Below are 20,171 nucleotides of genomic sequence, written 5' to 3'. Positions count from 1 at the left end.
CGTCGCGCGATCACGCCCGTTGCTCAAGCTCCGCCGTGTTCGCGCGATCGCCGGCCCGCCGGATCGGTATCCGGACGCAGAACGTCGTGCCCCGCCCGGGTTCGCTCGTCACGTCGATGGCGCCGCGATGGCGCTTGACGATGCCGTGCGAAACCGACAGGCCCAGCCCCGTGCCTTGCCCGACCGGCTTCGTCGTGAAGAACGGATCGAAGATCCGGCGGACGACGTCGGGCGTCATGCCCGTGCCCGTATCGCTGATCGCGATCGACACCTGCTCGCCATCGCTCGACGTGCGGATCGTGATCACGCCGCGCTCGGGAATCGCCTGCGCCGCGTTCACCAGCAGGTTCATGAAGACCTGGTTCAACTGCGACGGCAGGCATTCGACCTGCGGCACGTCGCCGTAATCGCGCACGATGTCGGCCTTGTACTTGAGTTCGTTGTGGACGACGTTGAGCGTGCTTTCCAGGCCCGCACGGAGATCGACCACGCTCCACTCGTCGCTGGCCGGGCGCGAGAAATCGCGCAGGTCCTGCACGATGCGCCGCACGCGCAGCGCGCCGTCGATCGATTCGTCGATCAGCGTCTCGATCTCGCCGCGCACGTAGTCCAGGTCCGCCGCGCGGCCCGTCGCCGCCAGCGCGTCGCGCGCGGCCGGGTCGAGCTGCGGCAGCGCGGCTTCATGCGCGGCGATCACGTCGAGCAGACTGCGCACCCACGTCTTCAACGTGTTGAGGTTCGCACTGACGAAGCCGATCGGATTGTTGACCTCGTGCGCGACACCGGCCGCGAGCTGGCCGATCGACGCGAGCTTTTCCGATTGCAGCAGCTGCACGTGGGTTTCCTCGAGCACATGCAGCAGGCGCCGCTGCTCCTCCTTCTCCTGTTCGAGCCGCGCCTGCGCGGCCTTGCGTTCGTCGATCTCGGTCGCCATGTTCTCGCGCGTGTGCTGCAGCATCGCCGTCGTCTGCTCGTAGCGGTGCAGCGCGCGTTCCAGCTCGGCAGTGCGCAAGCGTACGAGCCGCTCGAGCGTATCGGCCATCCCGCGCAGGAAGGTTGTGCGCGCATCGAAGCGGCTCAGCAACAGCGTGACGACCAGGGTGGCCGTCGTGAACAGCGTGACCGTCGTCGCGAGCCACGGCATGTCGACCCCGTTCGCGGCCCCGCACCGCGCGTCCGGCGCGAAATGCGCGGCCGCCATCGCCGTGTAGTGCATGCCGGTGATGGCGATGCCCATCACGAAGGCCGCACCGACCCGCTGGGCGGTAGCATGGCGCGCCTGCTGCACGCGCAACGCCTGTGCGATCCAGAGCGCGGCAGTCGACGCGATCACCGCGATGCCGATCGACGCGGCGAACAGCGCGGCATCGTAGCGGATGCCGGGTTCCATGCGCATCGCGGCCATCCCCGTGTAATGCATGCCGGCGATCCCGGCGCCCATCAGTGCGCCGCCCACGAGCAGCCGCCGCCAGCCCAGCCGTGCGCGCGTGACGACGGTCAGCGCGAAGTACGACACGAGCACGGCAATCGCCAGCGACGCGCCCGTATCCGGCCATGCGTAGCCGAGCGGAATCGGCAGCGAAAACGCGAGCATGCCGACGAAATGCATCGACCAGATGCCGGTGCCCATGGCCACCGCGCCGCCGCCCAGCCACGCACGCTTGAGCTTCGGATTGTCGAGCAGCGAAATGAAGGCGGCCAGGTCGAGTGTCGTATAGGAGGCCAGCGTCGCGATCGCGAGCGACAGCAGGACGAGCGGGAGATTGTAGGTGCCGTACATGATCGAGCGCCCGGATCGAGGTGAGTACGTTGCCGCGGCGCGCAGTCGCGCACCGCGGCCATCAGGCCGCGCGGCCGGGCTCAGGCCGGTGCCGCGCCTGCATTCGGCGCGCCCTGCGCCGGCTTCGCCGCGGCCTGGCCGGCCAGCACGAGGATGTCGAACGACGTCCCCTCGCGCGTCTCGAAGCGGCGCACGAGCTCGATCTGGTGCGCCGACATCACGCTGCCCTTGGTCATCAGCAGCACGCCGCGATGCGTGCGCAGATCGTCGGCGAGTTGCATCCCTTCGCGCAGTTGCGCCGACTTGACCTCCGCGACGGACGCCGCGATGCCGAGGCTCGCCGGGTCCCGCATCAGTTCGTTCAGGCCGTCGACGATCCGCGGGTCGTAACGCACGCCGGCCTGCGAGCGCAACGCGTCGAGCGCCTGCTCGACCGAATGCGGCGCCCCGATGTCGCCATTGCGCAGCCCTTCGAAATCGCGTGCGATCGCCAGGATTCGCGAGCCGAGCGGGATCGCGTCGCCCGCCAGGCCGTCCGGCGTGCCGCGTCCGTTGAAGCGCTCGTACTGGTGCAGCACGATCGACGCGACCTTGTGCAGTTGCGCGACCGGTGTCAGCACCATCTGCGCGCGCAGCGGATGCTGCAGGTACAGGCCGTGCTCTTCCGCCGTCATCTTCGTGAGCGGCTTGCGCAGCAATTCGTCCGGCAGCGACAGCTTGCCGATGCCGTGCAGCAGCCCCGCGAAATAGACGTCCTGCGCATGCAGCTCGCTCATCCCGGAATTCAGCGCCAGCCGCCGCGCAATTTCGCCGACCCGCATCGCGTGACCGCTGGCCGACCCGCAGCGTATCTCGATCATGCTCGCACAGACCTGGACCATCGCGGTGAAGCTGCTTTTCAGGTCGCGTTGCGCGGCTTCGAGGAACATCACGGTCTGGCCGAGTTCTTCCGTGCGCGCGCGAACCTGCGTTTCGAGTTCCGTGTTGAACCGGCGCAGCGCTTCGTTCTGAGCTTCCGTCAGCGCGGCCAGCCGGGCCGCTTCACGCCGCAGGCGCCGTTGCTCCAGCGCCTGTTCGAGGGTCAGCAGCAGGTCGTGATCGTCCCATGGCTTGTTCAGGTAGCGATAGACGCCGCCGTCGTTGACGGCCTGCACGACCGACGCGATTTCCGCATAGCCGGTCAGCAGGATGCGCATCGTGTCCGGGTACAGCGACCGTGCGCGGGCGAGGAACTCCGCGCCGCTCATGCCCGGCATCCGCATGTCGGACACGATCAGGTCGACTTCGGTCGACGCCAGGACCTCGAGGGCCGCCTCGCCGCTTTCCGCGGTCAGGATCTCGTAGCCGGCGGGCCGGAACACGCGCCTGAGCGCCGACAGCACGCTCGGCTCGTCGTCGACCAGCAGGATCGACGGCACGCCACCCGCATCGTCGGAGGTCGCTGCCGCCCCGGTCGTTTCAGGCGATACCGCATTCGGTCCGTTTGTTGCAGATGTCGTCATGATGGCCTCGGATCATGTATTTATAGTCTCTCTGCATCATCGGCATGCGCCGCGCATTCCGTATCCGGGAAAACGCTGATGCGTTCGCCCGGATCGCACCGCGGATGCGATCTACACCGTCGTCGCACCCGGTGCGCGCACGTAGTAGATGTCCCACTCCGCTTCGTCTACCTGCACGAAGCCGTGGCGGGCATAGAAGCGGTTCGAATCGCTGCCGCGCAGCGCGCCGACGCGAACGGGCACGCGCTGCGAGTCGGCGTCGGCAAGGATCCTGCGCAGCACGGCCGCGCCGATCCCCTTTCCCTGATGCTCGGGCACGATGTACAGATGGTCGAGCAACCAGTGATCTTCCTGCGGCCGGACCACGAAGAAGCCCGCGTTCACGCCGTCGGCATCGATCAAGCGGCACAGCGCAGGATCGAACGACGTGAGAAACCGGTCGCGCGCACGCTGGGGATCGAAGCGCCCGATGCGCTCGAGGCTGTCGCGCATCGCGGCGATGCGGATGGCGACCAGCGTCTCGGCGTCGGATCGGGTGGCGACGGGAAAGGTCAGGTTCATGGGCAGGTTGCGCTTGTATGGAGAAGGCGGCGGGCATCACGCGCCGGCGTCGGAGTTTTCTCGCGCCGCGCGCCGGCCGGCGGCGCGAACCGCGTGCGTCAGGGCGTCTCGATGCCGTCCGCCCGCGTCGCCAGGAATCGCAGGTACTTGCCGTCCTCGTCCTCGAACAGCTCCGGGCCGCCGCTCGCATAGGCGCGCATCAGCTCGTCGGCCGCACGGTCGAGATTGCCGAGTTCGAACTGGCACTGACCGAGCCGCAGGTGCAGGAACGGGTTGCCGATTGCGTTGGGGAAATGCATCGACTGGGCGAGCGTATCGCGCCCGGCCGCGTAGTTCTCTTGATGGAAATTCGCGTCGCCGATGGCGGCCATCAACCAGGTGCCGGCTTCCCAGTTGGTCTTGGGTTCGGGAAGCAGGTCGAATCCCGCCCAGAATTTCTCGAGCGCGCCTTCGTAGTCGCCGTCTTCCATCAATGCATCGCCTGCGTCGCTCAGCGCGCCGATCCGTTCGTACAGCGCGTTGTCCAGTTCTGCCATGTCGAGTCCCTGTTCCGGAGTTGAAGTCGGCCCGGTGCGGCCGGTGATTGCGAAGCAATCGCGGTGATTGTGTGCGGTTTTGCCGTCCTGATCGCTCGTCCGGCCGGCGTTCGTCCAGCATACTCGACCTGTATGACGCGCGCGTCTCGACTTTCAGCGACGGCGCATTGCCCGCGAGTCCGACGAGGCGGTAATCCGGATGCTGCGCCGGCAGATACCTGAGCCCGCTTTCGCGTCCGACGTGACGCTTCGCGTTGATGGTTCCTCATACGACACGGCGATCTCATGCGCGTCGCCACGGCCACCGAATACGGATGTGGTTGTGACGCGCCGGCCGCCGTGGCACGATGCCGGGTTCGTTTGCACAGTGAATGGGAGCCGGAAGCGATGTTGTCTTGCCGATTGAGGTGGTACGCGCACGCGACGTCCAGCCTGCTGCGCAGGCATTGGCAGGCACTGCTCCTGCTGGCCATGCTGTTGCTGCCGGCGATGCCGGTGTTTTCGCAAACGCGCATCCTCGGCGCCCCGGTACTCGCCGCGCTGGCGCCGTCGCACGGCATCGAATGGCGGTTCGCGTGGGTGCACCTGCTCGAAGCCGTGGGCATCCTGTGGGTACTGGCGCAGCGTACCGCCATCACCGGGGGGCCGTTCGGCGCCTTCCTTGCGTCGTTGCCCATCCCTGATGGCCGCCGCCGTCTCGTTGACGCGATCGTCGTGATCATCGCGAGCACACCGCTGCTGCTGCCCGTACTGGCTTCAGCAGTCGCACTCGCCTTTCTGCCGCAGAAGGCGATCAACTACCTGTTCGTTCTCGACCTGTTCCTGATTACGCTCGGCTGGCAAATGACCGCGCTGTCGCGTAATACACGCAACGCAATCGCGTTGACGGTTGCCAACGTCTTCCTCGTCGGCGGCTTTCATGCAGACGGCGCGTTACGTCCCGTGTTGCTGACCGTGCCGTTGTTGCTCGCGGCATTCACGATTGCGCATATCGCCCCTGCGTCGGCCGCTCGCTCGCGAGTAGCGGGGGCGTTTTCGCGACGCGTCGCGGATTCCATCCGGACCCGTGTGAGGAACGGACTTTCTCCGGTGGCCAGGCTGCAAATCGGCATCCTGCAGGACCGAGCCGCAAGCACCGTCGGACATTGCCTGATGATGGGTTCGGTCGTCGCTTCGACATGCTTCCTGCTCGCACTCTGGGGTTTCGACAAGCGCGCCGTTCCGCTGACGCTGATGGCGCAGGCCGCCATTTCACTGATCGCGGCGGCGACCTATCGCGATCTGCGGGCAGCTCACCTGCATGCGGCTCACTTCATGCGATCGTTGCCGATGTCTGCTTTTGCGAAGCGCCGTGCCGACTGGCTAACCGTTGCCGCACTGGCGCTGCCGTTCGCCGCCGTCGCTCCGCTGTTGCTGGCGATGCATGGCGTGCTGTCATCGCAGATGGCGATGGCGCTCGTGTGCTCGGGCGCACCGCTCCTCGCATTACACTATCTGCCTCAACGCTTTGCGTCCCGACAATCCGTGTTGCTGGGCCTGCTGCTGACCGTCGTCTGGGTCATGCTCACCTGGCCAATCTTCGTTTGATCACCCGATCCATGCTCCGCTTCGACAATCTCGGCAAGCGCTACGACAAGCGCGTCATCTTTCAAGGGCTCAATCATGCATCCGGCGCCGGATGCGTTGCGCTGTGCGACGAAAACGGCAGTGGCAAATCGACGTTGCTCGCCATTCTCGCCGGCACGATCGACGCGGACGAAGGTGAAGTATGGCTCGGCGGCCATTCGCTGCGCACCGCGCCGCTCGACGCGAAATCCGCGCTGGCATACGTGCCCGACGATTGCCTGGCCTATCCGTTTCAGACCGGGCGCGAGTTTCTCGATCTCGTGGCGGCCGCCAAGAAGACCGTCGTCGATACCCGCACGCTCGAGCTGGCGGATCGGTTCGGGCTTGCGCCCCACATGGAGAAGCGCTTCGAGCAGATGTCGCTCGGCACGCGCAAGAAACTGTTCCTGACGGCGACGATGCTCGGCGCGCCCACCGTCGTGATCGCCGACGAACCGGGCAACGGGCTCGATGCTGCGTCGCGTGCAGTGCTGATCGATCTGTTCAAGACGTTGGCCAAAGACCGTGCCGTCTTTTTCTCGAGTCACGATCCGGCGCTGGCGCGCGCATGCGACGCAAGGGTCACCACGTTTGCGGAGCTTGGATTCGCTGGATAGACGGTAGCGTCGCCGGCGCAGTGCCGGGGAAGGATCGGGTGTGGCGGCTGGCCGGAGGGGGAACTACGCACCGGCAATCGATCGCTGTCTTTTGCCGGAAGAACGTGCGAAGCGGCCCCTCCCGCCCCGCACTTCCGTGACCTTCACGATACGCACGGCCGGCGCGCCGGGCCCCGATCAACCGACTGTCCGACACCCCAGCCGATCCATCGTTCGCCCCGCGCACGCGCCCGGCCATGCGCCCCGTCAGGCCTTCAACGCCCCGAAGACCTCGTCCAGCATCTTCTTCGCGTCGCCGAACAGCATCCGGTTGTTGTCCTTGTAGAACAGCGGGTTGTCGACCCCCGCATAGCCGGACGCCATGCTGCGCTTCATCACGATCGAGGTCTTCGCCTTCCACACCTCGAGCACCGGCATGCCGGCGATCGGGCTCGCCGGATCTTCCTGCGCCGCCGGGTTCACGATGTCGTTCGCGCCGATCACCATCGACACGTCGGCTTCGGGGAAGTCGCCGTTGATCTCGTCCATCTCCATCACGATGTCGTAAGGCACCTTCGCCTCGGCGAGCAGCACGTTCATGTGCCCCGGCATGCGGCCTGCTACCGGATGGATCGCGAAACGCACGTCGACGCCCTTCTCGCGCAGCACCTTCGTGAGTTCGCGCACGGTGTGCTGGGCTTGCGCCACGGCCATCCCGTACCCCGGCACGATGATCACGCTCTTCGCATCGCGCAGCAGCTCGGCCGTCTCCAGCGCGCTCACCGCCACCACTTCGCCGGCCGGCTGTGCACTGCCGCCCGCCGCCGCGGGCGCACCGCTGCCGGTGCCGAAGCCGCCGGCAATCACGCTGATGAAGTTGCGGTTCATCGCGCGGCACATGATGTACGACAGGATCGCACCGGACGAACCCACCAGCGCGCCGATCACGATCAGCAGGTCGTTGCCGAGCATGAAGCCGGTGGCCGCCGCCGCCCAGCCCGAGTAGCTGTTGAGCATCGACACCACGACGGGCATGTCCGCGCCGCCGATCGCCATCACCATGTGCACGCCGAACAGCAGCGACACCACCGTCATCACGATGAGCGGCGTCAGGCCGTCCTGGACCGTCTCCGCATGCAGGAACGCGCGGCCGAACACGATCACCACCACCAGCGCGGCCAGGTTGAGCCAGTGCCGGGCCGGCAGCAGCAGCGGCTTGCCGCCGATCTTGCCGGAGAGCTTGCCGAATGCGATCACCGAGCCCGCGAAGGTCACCGCACCGATCAGGATGCCGACATAAATTTCCACTTCGTGGATGGCGTGCTCGGCACCCGTGAACTGCACCGACGTATCGATATAGCTCGCGAAGCCCACCAGGCACGCCGCCAGGCCGACCAGGCTGTGCATCAGCGCAACCAGCTCGGGCATCTGCGTCATCTGCACCTTCTTCGCAGCGTAGAGGCCCACCGCGCCCCCGACGACCAGCGCAGCCACGATGTACGGAATGCCCTCGGCCGACACGCGCGGGCCGAGTACCGTGGCGAGCACGGCGATCAGCATGCCGATCATGCCGAGCAGGTTGCCGCGCCGTGCGGTCTCGGGATTGGCCAGCCCGCCGAGGCTGAGGATGAACAGAATGGCCGCGCCGATATAGGAGACGGTAGTCAGATTGGAAGTCATTGTTGTCGTCTCCTTACTTGCGGAACATTGCCAGCATGCGACGCGTCACCGCGAAGCCGCCGAACATGTTGACGGCCGTGAGCGTCAGCGCGCCCACCGCCAGGCCCAGGATCAGCCCTGACGGACGGCCCTCCGCCGCCGCGTCGCCCAACGGCGGCGCGACCTGCACGAGCGCGCCGATCGCGATGATCGACGAGATCGCGTTAGTGACGCTCATCAGCGGCGTATGCAGCGACGGCGTGACGTTCCAGATCACCATGTAGCCGACGAAGCAGGCCAGCACGAACACCGTGAAGTGCGCCAGGAACGTGGCCGGCGCGAACTGGCCGACCAGCAGGAACGCCAGTGCGCCCACGGCGAACGTGATGGTGAGCGACTTCGCCGACATCGGCGCGCCGCTGCCGTGGCCGTGGCCCTTGGACGCGGCGGCCGCGACCGGCGGTGTTGCGGGCTTCGGTGCGGCGGCCGGCTGCTGGATCGGCGGCGGCGGCCACGTGACGTTGCCTTCCTTGATGACCGTGAGGCCACGGATCGCGTCGTCGTTGAAGTCGACGTTGATCGTGCCGTCCTTGCCCTTGCACAGCTCCTCGACCACGCGCAGCAGGTTGGTCGCATACAGCGTCGACGACTGGCGCGCCAGGCGCGACGCGAGATCCGTGTAGCCGACGATGGTCACGCCATGACGCACCACCGCTTCGCCCGGCACCGTCAGCTCGCAGTTGCCGCCCTGCTCGCCGGCCATGTCGACGATCACGCTGCCCGGCTTCATCGACTGCACCATCTCGGCCGTGATCAGCTTCGGCGCCGGCTTGCCGGGAATCAGCGCGGTGGTGATGATGATGTCCGCCTCCTTGGCCTGCTGCGCGTACATCGCGCGCTGCGCCTGCTGGAAGCCTTCGCTCATCACCTTCGCGTAGCCGCCGCCGCCCGAGCCTTCTTCCTCGTAGTCGACCTTGACGAACTCGCCGCCCAGCGACTTGACCTGGTCGGCCACTTCCGCGCGCGTGTCGTTGGCGCGCACGATCGCGCCGAGGCCCGCGGCCGTGCCGATCGCCGCGAGGCCGGCCACGCCTGCGCCCGCGATGAACACCTTGGCCGGCGGCACCTTGCCCGCGGCCGTGATCTGCCCGTTGAAGTAACGGCCGAACGCATGGGCCGCCTCGATGACGGCGCGGTAGCCGCTCACGCCGGCCATCGACGTGAGGGCATCCATCTTCTGCGCGCGCGACAGCGTGCGCGGCAGCGAATCGATCGCCAGCACCGTGGCCCGCTTCGCGGCCAGCTGCTGCATCAGTTCAGGGTTCTGGGCCGGCCAGACGAAGCCGATCAGCATGCCGCCTTCGCGCATCAGCGCGACTTCCTCGCTGCTCGGCGGGCGCACCTTGAGGACGATATCGCTGCGGCCCCATAGATCGGCGGCCGTCGGCACGACTTCGGCGCCGGCCGTGCGGTAGTCGTCATCGCTGAAGTTCGCGCCGGTGCCGGCACCGCTTTGCACGGCCACCGAGAATCCGAGCTTGATCAGCTTTTCGACCACGTCGGGAACGGTCGCTACGCGCCGCTCCTCGTGGGCCGTCTCCAGAGGGACCCCAATCAGTAATGTCATATCCTGAATTGTCAGTAGTGGCCGTCGCGAGGAATTACGGCCTGCGTTTCAAGTCACCCAACTCAATCCGTGTCCGACTTTGCTCCGCGCGCAGCTTGGCACTCCCGCGCGGATTTCACAAACGATCGGTCCTCTAATCGGTTGTCTTGTCAGAGCAAACCCGTTCATGCTCTTGCCTGATTATGCTGACGAATATCCGGCGTATGTTCCGATCGGATAAAACCCGTCAAGCATATCCCGTGCCAGAGTCTTTCCAAAATTTATATTTTGAATCGGCGCGCATTCAATCCATGAATCCCCTGTCTGGACACAATGGGGCCGGCACCCACCCGCTCCCGGCCCGCACCGCGCCGCTGGGCTCGGCAGCACGTGAATCCGTTTGAAACCTGACTGAATGGCGATTCGCACAAAAGCATGGGAATCGGTTTCATCGAGAATCCCACCGCTCGTCGGCAGAATACGATCTGTCGCGCACAAACGACATAGTCCATTTGGCCGACGATCTGCGGTGCAGGCGAGTTTAAGGGAGAACGCAGCCGGTCCGGATCCAAAATCCGGCGACGATCATTCACGCTGCGCGTCGACGTGGGCACGAATGCGGCGCGCGCCTTCCTCCGGCGTGCAGGTCGAGGTATCGATGCGCAGCGCATACGGCCGCGAGTAAGCGGGATGCCCGAACTGCGATCGCGCCATGCCTTCGCCTCGATCCACTCTCGCGCGTTCGCGCTGTTCGAGGATATCCAGCGGACACGTAACGCCGATGACAAAGGTCTGACGGGGCGACAGCGCAGCAATGCATGCGTCGAGCGCGCAGAGATCCCGAAGCACGAGGTCCAGCACGATCTCGAAATGGCTGGCCGCAATCCGCGCGAGCGTCGACTGCAGGTTGAGTTGGTGAAGTCTCAGCGCCTGATTCAGTTCTTCTTCCGATCGCATGTCACGCCGGCGCGACATTTCGACGAACGCGTCGAGCGACACGTGAAACATGGGCACGTCCGAGCGCTGCTGGAGCGCCCTCGCCAGGCTGCTCTTCCCTGCACTGGTCGGGCCGTGCAATACGACAGCAACGGGTTTCATGGCGATGGTCCGCGGGAGAGATTGCCGGTTGTCCGGGTGCAGCGCTAGATCAGCTCGGCGACGCGCACGATGACGAGCGCGGCCGGAACGAGCACCGCCTGCGCACACACCGTGCCGAGCACGCGTGCGCCGGCGAGTGTCGTGATGGCCCGCCGAAAGCTGTTCTCCGAGATCCGCCCTTCGATGACGTCGTCGGTCATGACGGAAACCTGCGGGTCGATGACGACCGCCAGCACGACGGTCGCGAAACCGTTGATGACGGACGACAGGTTCGCGCATGTCACTCTCAGCTCGGGCTTCAGGTAGCCCGCGTACAGCGACGCGAATACGCCGACCGTCCAGATCGCCATCGCGGCGACGTTCAACGCAATGACGCGCCACGACACGCCGGTGTTCGCGGTCAGTTGCGTGACGTTCTGGCTCGAAGGCAGTCGCGCGCCGACGCGCAGATAGTTGATCCCGGCGCGACTGCACGCATGCAGCAGCAGGCGGGGAATCGAGCGGTTCACCTGGAAGTGTTCGACGGCGCGACTGAAATAGCGCTGAAATGTCGGGATCAGGAACGACCCGACGATGGTCGCCACGGTGGCGGACAGCAGGAACCACCGGAAGTCGGCCAGCAACCCGCTCCCCATCCGGTGCGCGATGTCCATTTCAACGCGTTTCGCGATGAACGGCCCCTGAAAGGAATTGGCCGTTCGGGACACCAGCGCGATGATCCCGAACAATGAAAACGACAACGCGATGCGACGCGTGCGCACGCCGGCGATCCGCACGGCATACGCCAGTGTCGCGATCATATGGATGACGAAGGTAAGCCCGCAGATGATCCAAAGCTGACTGTCCATGCTGGTGCCGCGTGCGTGACGGGATCACGAGTGTACCCGAGCGCGGCGCGGCGCATCGGCCTGGCGAAGCTGCCTTCGCAAGCGTCACGGTTGGGCGACGAGCGTCAGGCGCTACCGTGCGGCGCCAATCCCCGTGCTTCATCCAGCATCCATGTCGCGAAGGCCTGCAACGGCCCGTTGGCCAACTCGATCGGTTCGGGCAGCACGAGGCAGAAGTTTTTCGTCACCGTCTTTCCCGCCGGCCACGGTGCGACCAGCCGGCCCTGCTCGAGCTCCGCATCGATGTACAGGCGCGGCACCAGCGCGACACCGAGGCCGGCCAGCGCCGCTTCGATCAGCATCGAATGAAGGTCGTAGCGCGCGCCCACCGCCGAGTTGGTCAGCACGATGCCGCACGCCTGCGCATAAGCCTGCCATGCGTCCGGGTTCTGTCGCCGGTGAAGACGCGGCAATGCATCCAGCGACGGGTTCTTCCCGGCGCCGGCGAGCAGCGCCGGACTGCAGACGGGCACCAGCACTTCCTCCAGCAGCGGATGCAGATGCATCCCCACCCAGGCCGGATGCTCGAAATGAATCGCTGCGTCGAAACCGCTCCCGGCCAGCAGGAACGGCTCCATCCGCTCGGCGATATGCACGGTGATGTTCGGATGCCGGTCCTGAAAATGTTTCAGCCGGGGGATCAACCAGCGGGTGGCGAAGGTCGGGATCGCGGCGATATCGAGGCTCGCGCCTTCGATCGGCTGCCCCATCAGGTACAGGCTGTCCCGTTCGAGCCGATCCAGAATCTCGCGAACCTGCACCGCATAGCGCGCACCGTTCGGCGCCAGCCGCACCCGGTTGCCGATTCGCTCGAAGAGCGTGACGCCCAGGAACGCCTCCAGCCGGCCGATCTGACGGCTCACGGCACCCTCGGTGCGTGCCAGCTCCTCGGCGGCTCGGGCAAAGCTGCCGTGTCTGGCCGCGGCTTCGAACACCTGGAGTGCGGAATTGCTTGGAATCTTGCGGGACATGGAAGTCTCGTGGGTCGGGATATGTTCGCCATCAGCTTGAGTAAATGTCACTGAAGGCTGACTTTATTTCGTTTTATGGCGCGGAATGGCGAGCTTAGCATTACGTTAGCGCACTGAACATCACATGTTCGCGGATGGATGCGCACCCTGCCCAAAGGACAAACCCATGATCTACACCGTGGAATGCAGCTTCGCCGACCTCGACAGCGAAGCCGAATGGAACGACTTCTACAGCCTTGAAAAGCTGCCCGCCCTGATCTCGGTCACGGGGTTTCACACGTCGCAGCGGTTCAAGGCGATCACCCGCGGTTGCCCGGTCTATCTGGCGATCCACACGATCGACGGCCTCGATGTCCTGACCGGCGACGAATATCGCCGGAAAGGCGGCGGCAATTTCGCGAAATGGCAACGGCACATCACCGACTGGCACCGGAATCTCTACAGCGATATCGGCTTCGCGCCGGCGGTAAAGGACGGTGAACATCTCGCACTGAGCGCCGATGGCCCGGATTCGCTGCTTCGATTGGGCCTCGAACCGCTGGCCATGCAGGCCGTTGCGCTGGAGAAGTTTCCGGCGCGCCGTTGGCTCGCCGTCGTGCCACGGAATAGCGCGCGGCTTGTCGAGGCGCTCCCCGAAGGTATTCACCTTTACGCACCGATGACGGAGCAGTTGACGAGCACACACGCCCTTTCGATTGCGCAGGAGTAGACCGCGATGCCGAACGTCACGATTTCGGTCGACGCGAAGCGGATGCCGGCTGATGAAAGCCTTGCCGAGCTGTCGCGCGACTGCGTCGAGCTCTGCACGCAGGTGCTTGAGGCTGAACTCAAGAACGTCCACGTCATTTTCCTGGCGGTTCGGCACGGGCATGGACGTCCCGTCTTCGCCGACATCCGGTATCGCGTCGGCACGCGTCGCACGCCGGAGGTCATGAACCGGTTCATGGAAGCGCTGGATCAGGCGATCGTTCGCCGCACCGGCCTCACGGCGCGCATTCGGTGTTTCGGTTACACCGCGTCGAACCTTCACGCCCGCAATTAGCCGATTCGGAGCAACACGATGTCCACCCTTACCTTTCCCGTTCAGCAAGTCGGCGACTTCACGATTACCGCGATCAGCGATGGATACCTCACTGCGAGCCTCGACTTCCTGTCGAATATCGATTCGGATGACGCATCAAAAATGCAGCGTGATGCGGGGCAGAAAGAGCCGGCGGCCGTTCATATCAATTGCTACGTCGTACGCGGAGCGGGCCACACCGTGCTCATCGACGGCGGGGCTGGCGGGTTCAAGCAATGGGGCGGCCAACTCCGGACCAACCTGGCGCTTGCCGGTATCGAACCCGCTGCGATCGACACCATCCTGCTTACCCACGCGCATCCCGATCACGTCGGCGGGCTGGTGAATGATGCAGGACAGGTCGCGTTTCCACATGCCGAGCTGGTCGTCCATCAGCAAGAGGTCAAGTTCTGGCAGGACGACGGAAATCTCGGTCGCGCCAGCGAGCGGGCCCGCGGCAACTTTGCGAAGGCGCGTCAGGTGTTCGACGCTTATGTCGACAGGCTTCGCATGTTCGACGATGGACAAGTGCTCCCCGGTATCAGCGCGCTGCCGCTGCCCGGACACACCGATGGACACACCGGATATGTTCTTGAATCCCGCGATCAAGGTCTGCTCGTGTGGGGGGATGTGGTGCACTTTCCGCATATCCAGATTCAGCGGCCGGACGTATCGATTGCGTTCGATCACGATGCATCGCTGGCAGCCGCTACACGGTCACGCCTTCTCGATCAGGTCAGCGCGGACGGGCTTCTGATCGCCGGCATGCATCTGGGGGAACTCGGGTTCGCACGCATCAAGCGGACGAACGGCGGGTATGGGTTGCTTTACGAGAATGAAGGCTGAGGCCACACGCGTACGGACGTGCGATGCCGCCACCTCACGCCGAAATACATGAGTCACCCGCCTGATCCATGTGGCGTTTTTTGAGGGTTATTCGACCTTTGTGCCATCGGCTTCGCGCTCCATACTGCACGTGGAAGATCGAGCAGGGAAACGCACAAACGCCATCGCGTCTTGCGCTTTCTGCCCGATCAATCACGACGTGGAAAGGAGCAGAAGATGAGGCTTAAAAACAAGTCGGCGTTAATCACCGGCGGTACCAGTGGCATCGGTCTTGCCACCGCGAAGCGGTTCATCGCGGAAGGCGCCCGCGTCGCAGTGACGGGGCGCGACGAGGCTGTATTCGAGCGCGTGAAGGACGAACTCGGTGGTCATGCGCTCGTTCTCAGGGGCGACGTCCGTTCGATCGAGGACATGCGGTCGATTGCCGCCGAGATCGACGAGAAGTTCGGCGGCCTGGATATCGTGTTCGCGAACGCCGGCTGGGCGTTCCCGTCCGCACTCAACGATATCGACGATGCGCTCTACGACGAGATCATGGACATCAACGTCAAAGGCGTGGTGTTCACGCTTCAGGCGGTGCTGCCGCACTTGCGAGAGGGCTCGTCCGTCATTCTCAACACCTCGTTCGTCGCGCAGACCGGCAAGCACGGCATCTCGTTGACGGCAGCCGCGAAGGCCGCCGTGCGATCGCTGGCCCGCAGTTGGTCCTACGAGTTTCTCGACCGGAAGATCCGCTTCAACGCGATCGCACCCGGCGCGATCGACACGCCGCTGCTGACCAGGTGGGGCATGCCGGACGAATGGGTTCGCGACCGCAAGGCCGAGTTCGCCGGCGCCATTCCGGTGGGCCGCATGGGCAGCGCCGAGGACATCGCCAACGCCGCGCTCTATCTCGCCAGCGACGAATCCTCGTATGTCGTCGGCACCGAGCTGGTCGTCGACGGCGGCGCGTCGCAGCTTTGAGCCTGCGGCGAGCCCTGCGCGTGATCGCGGCTCATCCACCTTACTGACCTCACGTCCGCCACGCTTTGAGTCGCGGCGGCTATTTCACTCGGCCCAGCCCGGTAGCGCTCGCAGCGGGGCCGACGTGCAAGGAGAAATGATCTTGACCGACAGTAGCGAAAACAATACTTCCGGACCTCCACTCACCCGAGCCGGTCGATCGCGCCGCGATGCGCTCAAGTTCGGCAGCATCGCCACGCTCGGCGCCGTCCTCGGTGGCGGCGCCTTGCTTGGACACACCGCGCCTGCGCTCGCACAGTCCGGCAGCGACGGCGCACTTGCCCCGAATGATCCGCTCGATATCCTGATCGTCAATTACGACGGCGGGACGCTGCTCGACTTCGCCGGCCCCAGCGAGGTCTTCCATCGGCTACCGAATACGAACGTTCGCTACGCGAGCCTCAATGGCGGCAACGTGACGCTCGAATTCGGCGTCGTGTACGGCAAGACCGAGCGACTGGCCGATATCGACAAGACGGACGTGCTGCTCGTCCCTGGCGGGTCCGATCTGTCGGCGCCGATGCGCCCCGCATATCAAGCGCAGATCCGGCGCCTGGCAGAAAGCGCCAGGCACGTGACGTCGGTGTGCAACGGATCGCTCGTGCTCGCCGCAACGGGCATTCTCAATGGAAAGCGAAGCGCCTGCCATTGGGCCTTCGTCAACAAGCTGGCCGAATATGGCGCCATTCCCGTGCCCGAGCGCTTCGTCGAAGACGACAACGGCCGGTTCATGAGCGGCGGCGGTGTAACGGCGGGCATCGACTTCGCCCTTCGCGTGGCCGCGAAGCTGCGCGGTCAACAGGCCGCCGAGCTCACGCAGCTCGTGATCGAATATGATCCCGCGCCGCCGTTCCACTCCGGCCATCCGAGAGAGGCGCGGCCGGAACTCATCGCGATGGTCGACAAGAAACTGCCCGGTGCATCCAGGGGGCTCGCACGCGTGCCAGGCGTTCGTTGAAGAGCTTGCAGGCAATGTGAGCCAGCCCATCTACAGACTGCGATGAACACAGCGACCGACATTGCCTGCGTCATCCTTTATTTTTTGTAGTCCTCTCAATTTAAACCATGCACGGAAATCACTCGATGCAACAGACTCGTATTTTCACTGCTGCTCTTGCAGCCTGCGTCACCTTTTTCGCGTTCGCCGCACCGGCGGCTGCCGGTGGTTCGCCGCGCCCGCCCGAAGCGGCCATCAAGGCCGAGAATGCGCGATGGGCGGATGCCTTTGCGCGAGGGGATTACGAGGCGATCGGTCGACTCTACACCCGCGACGGTACGCTCCTGCCGCCCGGAGGCGACAAGATCAAGGGAAGCAGTGCGATCGTCGGGTACTTCACCAAGGGGTATGCCGGATCAAAACCCGCCACCGTATCGTTCAGCAATTACGAGTTCTACGGTAACGACCAGGTCGTGACAGAGGTGTCGGATGCGGAGATCCACGACCACGATGGCAAGCTCAAATACCGCGGCAAGCAGACTCTCGTCTTTCTGAAAGAGGGCGGCGCGTGGAAGTTGCATCGTGACATGTGGAACGATGACGGCCCGCTGACCACGGACGACCATTGAGCGTCTGGCGAAACGCATGGCGATCTACCGAAAGCGCCGCCGGTCCGTTGGAAGGACTTCGGCCGGGCAGGGGTCGATGGTCGATCAGCGCGCGCCGTTCGATCGGCTCTCGCGTCGAATCGCTTGCGGCGGGTGCCCATGCAGTTTGATGAAGGCCCGGCGCATCCGCTCCGGGTCGGTGAACCCAACGGCCAGCGCAATCTGTTCTATCGGTTCGCTGCCCCCCTGCAGGCGCAGCCGCGCCGCTTCGACACGCAAGCGCTCGACCGCCTTCGCAGGCGTTTCTCCGGTTTCCCGGCGAAATGCGCGCCCGAACTGCCGCAAACTCAAGCTTGCGGCCTCGGCGAGCCGCTCGACAGGCAACGCTTCCGCCAGATGTTCCCGCGCAAAATTCAGCGCGATGCGGATGCGATCCGATTCCGGCTCCATCTGCGACATCGCCGAGAATTGGGACTGACCGCCCGGCCGACGATACGGAACCACCAAAAGCCGGGAGACAGCGCGCGCAACCTCCGCACCCATGTCTCGTTCAATCATGCCGAGCGCCAGGTCGATTCCGGACGCGATGCCCGCCGACGTCCAGATGCGGCCCTCCTCGATATAGATACTGTCGCCTTCGACCCTGGCGCGCGGGAAGCGCGACTGCAATCGAGCCGCGTATCGCCAGTGCGTCGTCGCTCTCAAGCCGTCCAGCAAGCCGGTTTCCCCAAGCAGAAACGCCCCCGTACACACGCTTGCCACCCGCGCGGCCCGCGCGCCCAGTTTCCTGGCGGCGGCGATGTTCTCCGGCGTCTGCATCGGATCGATGTCACCGCCCACGAAGATGACGGTGTCGAACGTGCGCCTTCCGATCGGCTTCGTGTCGACCGACAGGCCCGTATTGCCCGGAACCGGTCCACCGGGCTGCGAGATGACGTGGAGATCATAGGGCGCGTGGCCTGCCGCCGTGGCGACCTGGTTGAAGGCCGACAGCGGCCCGCCCAGATCGAGCGCATCGTAGCCACGGCAAACGAAGAATCCGATTCGATGCATGACGAAGTCGTTATCTGAAAATCCCGTAAAGTCGCATTTTACGAGGAACCCTCAAATGGCGCCATTCAGCCTGAAATGAGGGAAAAACGTCGTTTACGTCGTGATCGATTGTCCGTATGGCCGCTGAGATCCGAAGCGGGCAACGTGACTTTTTTCAGCAGCGCCCTCATCTTCTCTGTGGAATCCCGAACGACGTCGTGCAACGTCAACAGTCCGTTCAATGGCCTGTCGGCCTGACGCATTCCCCCATTCGCCATTCGAGGCAGGCACCCCGTCGCGTTCCGTCTTCAATGCGCGAGTGGCATGTCGGCAGAAATGGTGTTGGATTGCCCCGCCCTGGCACCCTCGACCACGGGTGCAGGTCAGGCAATCCGTCCTGGCACGCGTCACGCGTGCAGGCTTACGCGGCCTTGGCCAGCTCCGCATCGATAGCGGCGACGAGCTTCGGGTCGTCCGCGGTCGTATCGGGCGAGAAACGCGCAACCACTTCGCCCGTGCGGCTCACGAGAAACTTCTCGAAGTTCCACAGCACCTCGGGCGCCGGGTTCGGTTGAATGCCGTAGCCTTCGAGGCGCGCACGGAACGGGCCGTCGCCGGCGGCCTGCGGCTGCGCCTGGGTGAGCGAGCGATAGAGCGGATGCTGGTCGTCGCCGATCACGGAGATTTTCGAGAACAACGGAAACTTCACGCCGAAGGTGCCGGTGCAGAACGACTGGATCTCCGCGTCGGTGCCCGGCTCCTGGCCCTTGAAGTTGTTGGCGGGGAACGCCAGCACTTCGAGACCTTCCGCGCGCTTGCCTTCGTAGAGCGCCTCGAGCCCTTCGTATTGCGGCGTCAGCCCGCATTTGGACGCCACGTTCACCACCAGCAGCACTTTGCCTTCGTAGGCGCGCAGGGTTGTTTGCGCGCCGTCGATCGCGTTGACGGGAATATCGTAAATCGTGCTCATGTCTGCATCCTTCAATTGATCAAATTGATTGGCGAACCGCCGGAATCGCGGTGTATCGCGTTCATTGAAAACCCTGGACGTCGGACAGCAAAGGCGCGTTGTCGACGCTCGTGATCTGCGCGTAGCAGAGCCCTATCCTACTGCGAACGGTCAACTTCCTGCTTGCAGGCGCGGACCGCGGGGCCCGGCATGCGACCTGGATAGGCCCAGGCTTCGATACAACAGCAGAATGGCCGCATAAGCATCGCCCGTTGCGGGGGGTACGCCATCAGCGGATGCGGTGCTTGGCGACATCCGAGCCTGGGTCATACTTCCGAACGGTCCACTACCACCTCACTGATTTGAAGCACGGGTTGTATATCCGTGTAATTGGCGATGTCGGCCATGATCTCCTGCGCGTGCGGGTCGCGAGCCGCCTGGAAAGCCTCGATAGAAGTGCAGACGAAGTCGCATTTGGCCACGTAGACAGGATCAGTGCCCGGAGCACCGCCTGCGATGCCCTTGTCGACCGCGTAGTACAGACATGCCGCACCGAGCCGCTGCTTCACCATTGGCATGTGCTTGTCGCGGTAGTAAGCATGATCGAATCGCGCGCCTGCGGCGTACGGGTACATGACACTGACTTTGATCATCGGGTTCTCCTGTTGCTGCACGGTAATCGAGGCGCCAACGCTCGCGACACGACATCGAGGCCGCCGATATAGGGCATGGCGAACGCTTCTTGCAGAATCGGCGTACTGAATCATCTGATTGCAAGCACCGATGAATCCGTCTTGCCGGTTTGGCGGCACTGAGTGTACAACGGGCGAGTGGCCGACCTTTGCGCAGCTCCGTTCGGGACCGCAGGAAAACCAGGGCCGACAAAACTCCTTCCCACCCAGATACTTTACGTGGCGCGATGCCACCGAGACCATT

20 protein-coding genes are annotated in these 20,171 nt (G+C 64.6%); 8 read left to right on the top strand and 12 right to left on the bottom strand.

The genetic code is table 11. The features are described from left to right. Positions 1-10: 10 nt before the first annotated feature. The 4 genes from LXE91_RS34715 to LXE91_RS34700 form a co-directional block, all read right to left on the bottom strand. Positions 11-1,780 (bottom strand): histidine kinase, encoded by a 1,770-nt coding sequence (locus LXE91_RS34715; protein WP_039355456.1) that lies wholly within the window; start codon positions 1,778-1,780, stop codon positions 11-13. Between the two features lie 80 nt (positions 1,781-1,860). Beyond that, on the bottom strand, positions 1,861-3,282 hold the full coding sequence (gene nosR / locus LXE91_RS34710) for a response regulator c-di-GMP phosphodiesterase, NosR family (protein WP_039355454.1): 1,422 nt from the start codon (positions 3,280-3,282) through the stop codon (positions 1,861-1,863). Between the two features lie 111 nt (positions 3,283-3,393). Continuing rightward, on the bottom strand, positions 3,394-3,843 hold the full coding sequence (locus LXE91_RS34705; RefSeq protein WP_039355452.1) for a GNAT family N-acetyltransferase: 450 nt from the start codon (positions 3,841-3,843) through the stop codon (positions 3,394-3,396). 98 nt (positions 3,844-3,941) lie between these two features. After that, positions 3,942-4,379 (bottom strand): tetratricopeptide repeat protein, encoded by a 438-nt coding sequence (locus tag LXE91_RS34700; protein WP_039355450.1) that lies wholly within the window; start codon positions 4,377-4,379, stop codon positions 3,942-3,944. A 285-nt stretch (positions 4,380-4,664) separates the two neighbouring features. On the opposite strand from LXE91_RS34700, the gene LXE91_RS34695 reads away from it, so the two are divergent. Both LXE91_RS34695 and LXE91_RS34690 read left to right on the top strand, forming a co-directional pair. After that, on the top strand, positions 4,665-5,966 hold the full coding sequence (locus LXE91_RS34695; protein WP_135370808.1) for a DUF6136 family protein: 1,302 nt from the start codon (positions 4,665-4,667) through the stop codon (positions 5,964-5,966). 11 nt (positions 5,967-5,977) lie between these two features. Then, on the top strand, positions 5,978-6,601 hold the full coding sequence (locus LXE91_RS34690) for an ABC transporter ATP-binding protein (RefSeq protein ID WP_039355445.1): 624 nt from the start codon (positions 5,978-5,980) through the stop codon (positions 6,599-6,601). 246 nt (positions 6,602-6,847) lie between these two features. Here the strand turns inward: LXE91_RS34690 and pntB are convergent, their stop codons facing one another. The 5 genes from pntB to LXE91_RS34665 form a co-directional block, all read right to left on the bottom strand. After that, on the bottom strand, positions 6,848-8,260 hold the full coding sequence (gene pntB / locus LXE91_RS34685; RefSeq protein WP_039355444.1) for a Re/Si-specific NAD(P)(+) transhydrogenase subunit beta: 1,413 nt from the start codon (positions 8,258-8,260) through the stop codon (positions 6,848-6,850). Positions 8,261-8,273: 13 nt separating this feature from the next. Next, entirely contained in the window at positions 8,274-9,866 is a 1,593-nt protein-coding gene (locus LXE91_RS34680; protein WP_039355442.1) for a Re/Si-specific NAD(P)(+) transhydrogenase subunit alpha, read from the bottom strand. Between the two features lie 564 nt (positions 9,867-10,430). Next, positions 10,431-10,943 (bottom strand): chloramphenicol phosphotransferase CPT family protein, encoded by a 513-nt coding sequence (locus LXE91_RS34675; protein ID WP_082139466.1) that lies wholly within the window; start codon positions 10,941-10,943, stop codon positions 10,431-10,433. Positions 10,944-10,987: 44 nt separating this feature from the next. Next, positions 10,988-11,791 carry a lipid II flippase Amj family protein gene (locus LXE91_RS34670; protein ID WP_039355440.1) on the bottom strand — a complete coding sequence of 268 codons (804 nt, stop codon included), beginning with the start codon at positions 11,789-11,791 and terminating at the stop codon, positions 10,988-10,990. Positions 11,792-11,895: 104 nt separating this feature from the next. Then, positions 11,896-12,801 (bottom strand): LysR substrate-binding domain-containing protein, encoded by a 906-nt coding sequence (locus LXE91_RS34665; RefSeq protein ID WP_039355438.1) that lies wholly within the window; start codon positions 12,799-12,801, stop codon positions 11,896-11,898. A gap of 166 nt (positions 12,802-12,967) precedes the next feature. Between LXE91_RS34665 and LXE91_RS34660 the strand changes: the two genes are divergently transcribed. The 6 genes from LXE91_RS34660 (at position 12,968) to LXE91_RS34635 (ending at position 17,275) form a co-directional block, all read left to right on the top strand. Next, on the top strand, positions 12,968-13,510 hold the full coding sequence (locus tag LXE91_RS34660; protein WP_039355435.1) for a hypothetical protein: 543 nt from the start codon (positions 12,968-12,970) through the stop codon (positions 13,508-13,510). Positions 13,511-13,516: 6 nt separating this feature from the next. Continuing rightward, complete coding sequence (locus LXE91_RS34655) at positions 13,517-13,843, top strand: hypothetical protein (protein ID WP_039355433.1); 327 nt, start codon at positions 13,517-13,519, stop codon at positions 13,841-13,843. Between the two features lie 18 nt (positions 13,844-13,861). Continuing rightward, on the top strand, positions 13,862-14,707 hold the full coding sequence (locus LXE91_RS34650; protein WP_039355431.1) for an MBL fold metallo-hydrolase: 846 nt from the start codon (positions 13,862-13,864) through the stop codon (positions 14,705-14,707). Positions 14,708-14,923: 216 nt separating this feature from the next. Beyond that, on the top strand, positions 14,924-15,670 hold the full coding sequence (locus LXE91_RS34645) for a glucose 1-dehydrogenase (RefSeq protein ID WP_039355429.1): 747 nt from the start codon (positions 14,924-14,926) through the stop codon (positions 15,668-15,670). Positions 15,671-15,812: 142 nt separating this feature from the next. Then, positions 15,813-16,667 carry a DJ-1/PfpI family protein gene (locus tag LXE91_RS34640; RefSeq protein ID WP_039355564.1) on the top strand — a complete coding sequence of 285 codons (855 nt, stop codon included), beginning with the start codon at positions 15,813-15,815 and terminating at the stop codon, positions 16,665-16,667. A gap of 125 nt (positions 16,668-16,792) precedes the next feature. After that, entirely contained in the window at positions 16,793-17,275 is a 483-nt protein-coding gene (locus LXE91_RS34635) for a YybH family protein (protein ID WP_039355427.1), read from the top strand. Positions 17,276-17,359: 84 nt separating this feature from the next. On the opposite strand, the gene LXE91_RS34630 is transcribed toward LXE91_RS34635, so the two are convergent. From LXE91_RS34630 to LXE91_RS34620, 3 genes are all read right to left on the bottom strand, one after another. After that, positions 17,360-18,307 (bottom strand): GlxA family transcriptional regulator, encoded by a 948-nt coding sequence (locus LXE91_RS34630; RefSeq protein WP_039355425.1) that lies wholly within the window; start codon positions 18,305-18,307, stop codon positions 17,360-17,362. Positions 18,308-18,707: 400 nt separating this feature from the next. Continuing rightward, on the bottom strand, positions 18,708-19,256 hold the full coding sequence (locus LXE91_RS34625; RefSeq protein WP_039355423.1) for a glutathione peroxidase: 549 nt from the start codon (positions 19,254-19,256) through the stop codon (positions 18,708-18,710). 305 nt (positions 19,257-19,561) lie between these two features. Beyond that, on the bottom strand, positions 19,562-19,888 hold the full coding sequence (locus tag LXE91_RS34620) for an EthD family reductase (RefSeq protein WP_039355422.1): 327 nt from the start codon (positions 19,886-19,888) through the stop codon (positions 19,562-19,564). Positions 19,889-20,171 lie beyond the last annotated feature (283 nt).

Origin of the sequence: Burkholderia contaminans (assembly GCF_029633825.1) — a bacterium.
GTDB classification, from domain to species: Bacteria; Pseudomonadota; Gammaproteobacteria; order Burkholderiales; family Burkholderiaceae; genus Burkholderia; species Burkholderia contaminans.
The sequence above is the reverse complement of the archived record's forward strand: the minus strand, read 5'-3'. Positions and strand labels throughout refer to the sequence as shown.